Genomic DNA, 9023 nt, shown 5'->3' on the forward strand with positions numbered 1-9023 from the left:
TTGGCATCCTGGCCTGATCATACACCGCACCGCACTCGCCCGACGCTCAGCCGCGACCGGTGCGGCGGGCGACGATCTCCAGCGCCCGGGCGATGCTCGCCTGCTTGTCGAGCGCGGTATTGTCAATGAGCTCGGCATCCGCCGCCCGCAGCAGCGGCGCGGCGGCGCGGCTGCTATCGCGCTGATCGCGCTTGAGAATATCTTCCAGCACCGAGCGCGGCGTCACCGGCTCGCCGCGCGCCGAAAGCTCGGCATGGCGCCGGGCGGCGCGGGCTTCCGGGCTGGCGGTGACGAAGATCTTCACCTCCGCCTCGGGGGCGATCACGGTGCCGATGTCCCGCCCGTCCAGCACCGCCCCGCCCGGCTGGCGGGCGAAATGGCGCTGAAGGTCGATAAGTGCCTGCCGTACCTCGGGAATTTCCGCCACCCGCGAGGCCGCTTCTCCCACCGGGCCGGTGCGCAGCGCCTCGCCATCGAGGTTCTGCACATCGAGCGCCGCCGCGAGGCCGGCAAGGGCCGGCACATCGGAAAAATCCAGCCCGCGCGCCAGAACCTCAGCACCGACAGCACGATAGAGGAGGCCGGTGTCGAGGTGCGGCAGCCGGAAATGCGCCGCCAGCGCCCGCGCGACCGTGCCCTTTCCCGATGCCGCCGGCCCGTCTATGGCGATGATCATGAGGCCACCTCGATCACGGCGCCCAGCCGCGCCATCAGCGGCACGAAGGTCGGGAAGCTGGTGGCGACGAAGGAAATGTCGTCTATTTTCATCGGCTTGTCCGAGGCGAGCCCGAGGATGAGGAAGCTCATCGCGATGCGGTGATCCATGTGGGTGGCCACCGTGCCGCCGCCGGGAACCGCCCCGCTCCCCTCGACGAGGAGGTCGTCGCCGGCGATGGAATGCACGACCCCGGCCTGGGCAAGCCCCGCCGCCACCGCCGCCAGCCGGTCGGATTCCTTCACCCGCAGCTCGGAAAGCCCGCGCATCCGCGTGGCGCCGCGGGCGAAGGACGCCGCCACCGCCAGGATCGGGTACTCGTCGATCATCGACGGCGCCCGCTCGGCCGGCACGTCGACACCGGTGAGCGCGGAGTGCCGTACGCGCAGGTCGGCAACGACCTCGCCGCCCTCGACGCGCTCGCAAAGCAGCTCGATGGAAGCCCCCATCTCCTTGAGCGTCTTCAACAATCCGCTGCGCAGCGGGTTGGTCATCACCGCCTTGATGGTGATGGCGGAGCCCGGCACGATCAATCCCGCCACCAGTGGGAAGGCGGCGGAAGACGGGTCCGCCGGCACGGCGATCGGTGCCGGCTTCAGCTCCGGCCGGCCCCGCAGCGTCACCTTGCGGCCATGCGCGCCATAAGGCTCCACCCGCACATCGGCGCCGAAATGCGCCAGCATGCGCTCGGTGTGGTCGCGGCTGGCCTCCCTCTCGATCAGCGTCGTCTCGCCCGGCGCGCCGAGCCCGGCGAGCAGCACCGCCGATTTGATCTGTGCCGATGCGACCGGGCTCTCATAGGTGATCGGGATGAGATCGCGTGGCCCCTTGAGGCGGATCGGCAGGCGCCCGTCTCCGGCGGCTTCAGCGACGGAAACACCCATCTTTTCAAGCGGATCGAGGATACGGCGCATCGGCCGGCGGCGCAGGCTGGAATCGCCGTCGAAGAGGGCGTCGATCGGGCTGCCCGCCACCATGCCCATCATCAGCCGGGCGCCGGTGCCGGAATTGCCGAAATCAAGCGGCGCCTCCGGCGTCCGCAGCCCGCCAATGCCGACACCCCGGACGCGCCATTCGCCGGCGCCGACCCGCTCGATCCGCGCGCCCAGCGCCGCGCAAGCCTTGGCGGTGCTCAGAACGTCCTCACTTTCCAGCAGCCCGGTGATCGGCGTCTCGCCGATGGCGAGGGCCCCCAAAATCAACGCCCGATGCGACACCGATTTGTCGCCCGGCACCGTCACGCCCCCCGAAAGCGGACCGGAACGCAACGCGGTAGCCGGGGAGGGCGCGGCGGCGTGGTCACCGGATGAAAGAGCAACGGCACTCATTGAAGGCACCTTGAGAGAAGCTTAGATAGGGCGCGAATTCTCCTTACACGGCGATGCGAACCGCGTCACGGCTTTGCGCGATTGCGTCTTGACAGCGCAAGAAGCTGCGTCCAATGGGAGCCACCCTTTTTCACCCACCACCTTCCGAGGTCCTATCCGTGGTGAAACCTGAACTTGGCACCAAGCGTGTCTGCCCCGTCACTGGGCGCAAATTCTACGACCTGAACAAGGATCCGGTGATCTCGCCCTATACCGGGCAGATCGTGCCGATCACCGCTCCGATCTCCCGCGGCCGGCCCGAAGCCAGCCGCGCCGCCGAGACTCCGGCGGACAGCGAGGCCGAGGACGTCGAGGACGTCGAGCTTGTGTCGCTGGAGGACGCCGACGAAGAGGCCGCCAGCCCGGCCAAAGCGGCGACGTCCGACGACGATATCGAGATCGACGACGACGTCGATGCCGATGGCGACGAAGACGACACCTTCCTCGAGGAAGACGAGGACGACGGCGACGACGTCACCGATCTGATCGGCGACGGCCTCGAGGACGACGAGGAAGGCTGACGACGAAATCCACAGGGCGGAGAATTCGAGACTTGCAGTCTTCTTCGCCCTGTGCTTTACGAGCGCACCGCAGCGGTTGAGGCCGCCGCGACAAGTCGGGTGATCCCCAAGCAAGCCGCATTCGTGAGGCTCGCGCGCCCGGCGCCCCCGGTGGGGCCATAGCTCAGTTGGGAGAGCGCTTGAATGGCATTCAAGAGGTCGGCGGTTCGATTCCGCCTGGCTCCACCAAATTCCCTGATCGGTTGAAATCACGCGGGCAGGTCGGCGTCGGTTTACCTCCGCCAACTTGGCCGACAGCCCATCCGGCGTTTCGGCCTTCCGGCCCGGGGTGCCGGCCGCCTGTCCCGTCCTATCCGGCAGCCCGGCCGCCAGACAAACCTGCTTCAGATCGAACTCGCTCGAATCGGCGCCACGGCTGCCGCATGTCGCGCTGGCGCTGCATTGGGTGGAGCGGCGCGCGCCACCTGCGCTCATCGCCGGGAAGTGATGGGCGCTCGCCTGTCAATCGGCGTTTGATGGCCGCCTCTAAGCACCTATTCGATGAAGGTTGGCCCATGCTCCCTTTTCCGAAACGCTCGACATTCATTGTGGCCGCAGCGGCGGCTGTCTTCGTGGCCGGCAGCGCCATGGCGCAGGGCGCCCCACCCGCCACCCGCCTGGCCGCTACGGTGGTGAAGGCGGATGGCGATCGGCTGGAGGCCACGCAAGCCAACGGCACGCCGGTGACCCTGGCGCTGACCGGCGACGTACGGATCATGTCCGTGGCAACCGCCGAGCCGGAGGAAATCAAACCCGGCAGCTTCGTCGGCAGTGCGGCCCTGCCCGGCCCCGATGGCACGCTGATCGCGCTGGAGGTGCACGTGTTCCCGCCGAGCATGCGCGGTACTGGCGAAGGTCACCGACCTTGGGGCTCCGACCCCTCCGCCTCGATGACCAACGGCACGGTAGGCGACCTCGTGGTGTCCAAGGGACGCATCATGACCCTGAAGTATGGTGAGAACGGCACGCAGACCATCATGGTGCCGCCCGACGTGCCGATCGTCACCATCGACAAAGGCGACCGATCGCTTCTGGTGCCCGGCGCGCACATCGTGGCCTTCTACACGCGCAGCGACGATGGAACGTTGACCACGAGCCGGCTGACGGTCGGCAAGAACGGCACCGTGCCGCCGATGTGAGGCGGTGGCGAGAAGGAGCCCCGCCCCCTTCGGCAGAGGCGTCGTGTCGCGACCCACGGCTTGCCGGCGGACGTCCGGTTTGTGACAGCCGAAGCCGTTTGACCGCCGCGCGGAAGCCGCCGGCAGAGAGCGCGCGCCGTCCCTGCGCGCCTGCACGTCGCGTCGAGCGGCGGCGCGTGGCCTGGCGAGCTGGGCTAACGATACGCGCCCTGGTCGATGTCGTGACGGCGCAGCTTGTCGTACAGCGTCTTGCGGGGAATGCCGAGCCGCTTCAGCGTCGCCTGGATGTCGCCGTGCGTGGCCGCGAGGGCGTCGCGGATCTGCGCCGCCTCGTAGGCTTCCATCCGCTCCGGCAGGCTCGCGGTCGGCGCATCGTCCGGTGCCGGCGGCGGGGTGTCCTCGGCGAGGCCGAGCGCGACCCGCTCCGCATAATGGGCGAGTTCGCGCACGTTCCCGGGCCAGTCATGGCTGGCGAGATGGTCGCGGATGGCGGCGGTGATGAGCGGCGCCGGACGGCGAAAGCGCTTGGCGGCCTGGCCGAGGAAATGGCCGAACAGCAGCGGCACGTCCGCCTTGCGCTCGCGCAGCGGCGGAATGCGCACCGCGGCGACATGCAGCCGATAGTACAGGTCTTCGCGGAAGCTGCCGCGGCGCACCAGTTCCTGCAGGTGAACCTTCGAGGCCGCCACCACCCTTATGTCGACCTTGCGGATCTCGTTGGTGCCGAGCGGGGTGATCTCGCGCGCCTCCAGCACCCGCAGCAGCTTCACCTGCAAGGCGGCCGACATCGCCTCGATCTCGTCGAGGAACAGCGTGCCGCCATGGGCATGCTCGATACGCCCGACCCGCTTCTTCAGCGCACCGGTGAAGGCGCCGGGCTCATGCCCGAACAATTCGCTCTCGATGACGGTTTCCGGCACCGCCCCGCAATTGACGGCGACCAGCGGACGCGCCACGCGCCGGCTCCAGCGGTGCAGCGCGCTCGCCACCACCTCCTTGCCGCTACCGGTCTCGCCTTCCACCAGCACGTCGATATCGGCATCGGCGATCTGGCGCAGCGTCTGGCGCAGCCGTTCCATCACCGGCGTGGTGCCGAGCAGCGGCATGTCGACGCTTGCCGTCTCGGCCGCCTGCCGCAGCGCTCGATTGTCGAGCACGAGGCGCCGCTTCTCCAGCGCGTGGCGCACCGCCCCGAGCAGCCGGTCGAGGGCATAGGGCTTGGCGATGAAGTCGTAGGCTCCTTCCCGCATGGCCTCCACCGCCATCGGTATGTCGCCATGGCCGGTGATCAGGATGACCGGCAGGTCGGCGTCCATGCGCTTCAGCCGGCGGAACAGTTCCAGCCCGTCCATGCCCGGCATGCGCACGTCGCTCACCACGATCCCGCTGAACGAGGCATCGAGTTCGGCGAGCGCAGCGGTGGCCGATGGGTAGGGTGTGACCGCATAGCCCGCCAGCATCAGCGCCTGGGTATTGGCGGCGCGCAACGCGTCGTCGTCGTCGATAAAGGCCACATCCATTATGGCACTCGCGGGAGCATGAGGGTGAAGACCGCGCCGTCGCGATTGGCGGCGGCGAGCGAGCCACCGAATTCGGCGACGATGTCGTGAGAGATCACCAGCCCAAGTCCGAGCCCGGCCGGCTTAGTGGTGGTGAAGGGCATGAACAGCGCCTGCAGCACAGAGTCCGGCAAGCCGGGACCATTGTCGGTGAGCGTGATCACGGCGCTGTCGCCTTCGGCGCGCGCCTCAACCCGTATCCGCCCGCCTGCTCGGCCGGTGAGCGCCTCCAGCGCGTTCTGCAGCAGGTTGACCAGCACCTGCTCCAGCCGCACCCGCTCGGCCGCCACCACGATATCGCCGGGGCCGAGGTCGATCTCCAGCGCGACGTCCTGCTCGCGCAGCCGGTGGCCGAGCAGCAGCATCGCCCCCTCCACGGCCTCGCGCAGCGACACCGGCCCGATATGGCCGGGCGTCTTGCGCGCGAAGGCCCGCAACTCGCCGGTGATGGCGCCGATGCGCTCGGTCAGCCCGACAATGGTGGCGAGATTGCCGCCCACGCTCGACATGTCGCCGCGCGCGAGCAGCAGCCCGCCGCTCTCGGCGAAGGTGCGGATCGCCGCCACCGGCTGGTTGACCTCGTGCGCGACGCTGGCGGCGATCTGGCCGAGCACCGCGAGCTTGCTCGCCTGCACCAGTTCATCCTGCAGCCCCTGCATGGCCGATTGGGCATGCTGGCGCTGGTCCATCTCCTCGCGCAACCGGTCGTTGGCGGTGCTCAGTTCGCGCGTGCGCGCCTCCACCCGGCGCTCCAGCTCACGCCGCGCCCGCTCTTCGCGCCGGCGCTTCTGCAACGCCCGGCGGCGGCGTGACCAGGCGAACAGCAGCGCGACGACCAGCAGCGCACCGCCGAGCAGCGCCAGCACGCGTGCCGCGGCGATAGCGATGTTGGCGGTGCCCGCCATCGGCTCCAGCACATGCAGGGTCCAGCCGGTGCTGGGTACCGGGGCGGCCGCTTCGACGAAGACGCGTTCGGCTCCGCCCTCCGGCATCTTCACCCGCACCCGGTCGTCGCCTTCGGCCGTGATCGGCAGCGGATCGAGCGAGGCATCGCCGAATTGGAGGCTGGCGCGGATCCGTACCCGTTCCTCATCGGTGATCTGGGCAGTCGCGCGAAACTGCCAGCCCGGCACACTGGTCACCAGCACGATGTGGCGCGTGTCGGTGACGAAGGTCGGCCCGGCGAGCCGGCGCCAGTCGGCCTCGACCTCGGAGAACTCCGCCTTGACCACGATGACGCCGAGCGGTCCCTCCGCGCCGTCGATCCGCCGCGTCAGATAGAGGCCCGGCCGGCGGCTCACCGTGCCGAAGGCGAAGTGCTCGGCCGCGCCATCGGCCATCGCCTGCCGGAAATAGGGGCGGAACGAATAGTCACTGCCGACGAACGAGGTCGGCGCGCGAAAATTGCTCGCCGCCAGCGTGATGCCTTTGGCGTCGAGCAGATAAATGACGCCTGCGCGCGTGCCGCCGGCCAGAGTCTCGAATTTGGCGTCGAGTGCCCTCAGCACCGCCGGGGCGCGCTCGGAAAGGGCGGCGCGCACGTCCGGGTCCTGCGCCAGCACCACCGGCAGCGAGCGCTGCTTCTCGATCTCGCTGCGCAGCACCGCGGCTCGCAGCTCGGCGGCGGCCTGCGCGTCGGCGCGAAGCTGGACCAGCACCCAGCGCTGGGCGCCGTAGCGGGCGCTCTGGTCCAGCCCCACCAGAAGCAGCGCCGCCGCGAGCAGGGGGGCGGCGCGCCAGGCGCAGCGGCGCCACCGTTTGATCCGGCCGGGACTGCCGAGATGTCGCAATAACCGCACGGCGCTGTTCTCTGCGTGCGGCATTCCGCACAGGCTGCGGGACACTTTGTGCGATATTTCGCACGCCATGTCGAGTCGTCAGTCTCTGACTCACAAAATATCCATTGAAAATCAACATCTTAATGTCGTGCCGCGAAGGGCGCGCATCTGGCATGCGCCTTGCGCAGGATCAAACCCGCGGCGGGCAGACGCCGTACCCGATCCATCGATCCCGGCTCCCAACGCTGCCCGTCCAACGAGGCGACGACGGATCCACCAGGAGGACGCCAATGGCCTACGCCATCACCCCGGGCCCGGTGAAAGCCGCGCCGCGCAAATTCTATCGTCAGCTCTACTTCCAGGTGCTCGTCGCCATCGCGGCGGGCGTCGCGCTCGGCCATTTCTATCCCGGCCTCGGCGCCGACATGAAGCCGCTCGGCGATGCCTTCATCAAGCTGGTGAAGATGATCATCGCCCCGGTGATCTTCCTCACCGTCGCCACCGGCATCGCCAATATGCGCGATCTCGGCAAGGTCGGCCGCGTCGCCGGCAAGGCGATGCTGTACTTCCTCACCTTCTCGACGCTGGCGCTGATCATCGGCCTTGCGGTCGCCAATGTGGTGCGCCCCGGCGCCGGGCTGAACATCGATCCGGCCTCGCTCGACGCCAAGGCGGTGGCTGATTATGCCGCCAAGGCGCACGAACAGTCCCTGATCGGCTTCCTGAGCAACATCATCCCGACCACGCCGGTGAGCGCCTTCGCGTCCGGCGATATTCTCCAGGTACTGTTCTTCGCGGTGCTGTTCGGCATCGCCATGGCCGGCGTCGGTCCGCGTGCCGAACCGCTGATGCACGTGCTGAACTCGGCCTCGCAGGTCTTCTTCCGCCTGGTCGAGATCCTGATGAAGGCGGCGCCGATCGGCGCTTTCGGCGCGATGGCGTTCACCATCGGCAAATATGGCATCGGCTCGATCGCCCATCTCGCCATGCTGGTCGGCACCTTCTACATCACCAGCTTCCTGTTCGTGTTCGTCGTGCTCGGCGCAGTGGCGCGCTACAATGGCTTCTCCATCGTCGCCCTGATCCGCTATCTCAAGGAAGAGCTGCTGCTGGTGCTTGGCACCTCGTCGTCGGAGGCCGCGCTGCCGAGCCTGATGGAGAAGATGGAGCAGGCGGGCTGCCGCAAGTCGGTGGTCGGCCTCGTCATCCCGACCGGCTATTCCTTCAACCTCGACGGCACCAACATCTACATGACGCTGGCCGCGCTGTTCATCGCGCAGGCCACCGGCATCGACCTCAGCCTGCAGGACCAGATCGTGCTGCTGCTGGTCGCCATGCTCTCCTCCAAGGGCGCGGCGGGCATCACCGGTGCCGGTTTCATCACGCTCGCGGCGACGCTCTCGGTGGTCCCCGCCGTGCCGGTGGCCGGCATGGCGCTGATCCTCGGCATCGACCGCTTCATGTCGGAGTGCCGCGCGCTGACCAACTTCATCGGCAATGCGACGGCGACCGTGGTGGTGGCGCGCTGGGAAGGCGAACTCGACACCAACCGGCTGAACGCGGCTCTTGCCGGCCAGCCGATGGAGCTGCCTTCGGAAGAGGAAGAGCTCGCCCCGCTGCCGGTTGCGGCCGAATAAGGCGACAGCCCTCTCGAAGACGCTGCCTTTCCGGGCGGCGTCTTCCTCTCCGCAGCCGGCGCGCCGCCATCTGCATTTTCCGATTGCATGACCTCTTCGCCGCCTTGAGCGCGAAGAGGCTGAGGAAGCGTCTATGTCGTCTTACATTTCGGATGCGCTGCGTTCTTCCGCCATGGTTTACCACCGTCTACCCCGTCCTGGTAAGCTTGAGATCCAGGCGACCAAGCCTCTGGCCAACCAGCGCGACCTTGCGCTGGCGTACACGCCT

7 protein-coding genes and 1 tRNA gene are annotated in these 9023 nt (G+C 68.3%); 4 read left to right on the top strand and 4 right to left on the bottom strand.

Translation table 11 applies throughout. The features are described from left to right. Positions 1-46: 46 nt before the first annotated feature. Positions 47-676, bottom strand: a complete 630-nt coding sequence (cmk, locus tag J2X65_RS14760; RefSeq protein ID WP_310202273.1) for a (d)CMP kinase — start codon at positions 674-676, stop codon at positions 47-49. Further along, entirely contained in the window at positions 673-2043 is a 1371-nt protein-coding gene (gene aroA / locus J2X65_RS14765) for a 3-phosphoshikimate 1-carboxyvinyltransferase (protein ID WP_310202275.1), read from the bottom strand. The genes cmk and aroA overlap by 4 nt, the downstream gene beginning before the upstream one ends. 158 nt (positions 2044-2201) lie before the next feature. Between aroA and J2X65_RS14770 the strand changes: the two genes are divergently transcribed. The 3 genes from J2X65_RS14770 (at position 2202) to J2X65_RS14780 (ending at position 3781) form a co-directional block, all read left to right on the top strand. Further along, positions 2202-2603 carry a TIGR02300 family protein gene (locus tag J2X65_RS14770; RefSeq protein ID WP_310202277.1) on the top strand — a complete coding sequence of 134 codons (402 nt, stop codon included), beginning with the start codon at positions 2202-2204 and terminating at the stop codon, positions 2601-2603. A gap of 152 nt (positions 2604-2755) precedes the next feature. Continuing rightward, positions 2756-2831 (top strand) — tRNA-Ala (locus J2X65_RS14775). Between the two features lie 326 nt (positions 2832-3157). After that, the gene (locus J2X65_RS14780; RefSeq protein WP_310202279.1) at positions 3158-3781 is read left to right on the top strand and encodes a hypothetical protein; all 624 of its coding nucleotides are present in this window, start codon (positions 3158-3160) and stop codon (positions 3779-3781) included. A gap of 194 nt (positions 3782-3975) precedes the next feature. Here J2X65_RS14780 and J2X65_RS14785 read toward each other — a convergent pair whose 3' ends face one another. Together J2X65_RS14785 and J2X65_RS14790 are read right to left on the bottom strand one after the other, a co-directional pair. Then, a complete protein-coding gene (locus tag J2X65_RS14785) occupies positions 3976-5301 on the bottom strand; it encodes a sigma-54 dependent transcriptional regulator (protein ID WP_310202281.1) in 1326 nt (441 codons plus the stop codon). After that, a complete protein-coding gene (locus J2X65_RS14790; protein ID WP_310202283.1) occupies positions 5301-7139 on the bottom strand; it encodes an ATP-binding protein in 1839 nt (612 codons plus the stop codon). The genes J2X65_RS14785 and J2X65_RS14790 overlap by 1 nt, the downstream gene beginning before the upstream one ends. 269 nt (positions 7140-7408) lie before the next feature. On the opposite strand from J2X65_RS14790, the gene J2X65_RS14795 reads away from it, so the two are divergent. Then, positions 7409-8755 (top strand): dicarboxylate/amino acid:cation symporter, encoded by a 1347-nt coding sequence (locus tag J2X65_RS14795; RefSeq protein WP_310202285.1) that lies wholly within the window; start codon positions 7409-7411, stop codon positions 8753-8755. The last annotated feature ends 268 nt before the right edge of the window (positions 8756-9023 follow it).

Source organism: Ancylobacter sp. 3268, assembly GCF_031456575.1.
Lineage (GTDB): Bacteria > Pseudomonadota > Alphaproteobacteria > Rhizobiales > Xanthobacteraceae > Ancylobacter.

Bases quoted from the DNA above. Each gene is read 5' to 3' on its own strand.
- cmk (WP_310202273.1), bottom strand. From the start codon at position 676: ATGATCATCGCCATAGACGGGCCGGCGGCATCGGGAAAGGGCACGGTC.
- aroA (WP_310202275.1), bottom strand. From the start codon at position 2,043: ATGAGTGCCGTTGCTCTTTCATCCGGTGACCACGCCGCCGCGCCCTCC.
- J2X65_RS14780 (WP_310202279.1), top strand. From the start codon at position 3,158: ATGCTCCCTTTTCCGAAACGCTCGACATTCATTGTGGCCGCAGCGGCG.
- J2X65_RS14785 (WP_310202281.1), bottom strand. From the start codon at position 5,301: ATGGATGTGGCCTTTATCGACGACGACGACGCGTTGCGCGCCGCCAAT.
- J2X65_RS14795 (WP_310202285.1), top strand. From the start codon at position 7,409: ATGGCCTACGCCATCACCCCGGGCCCGGTGAAAGCCGCGCCGCGCAAA.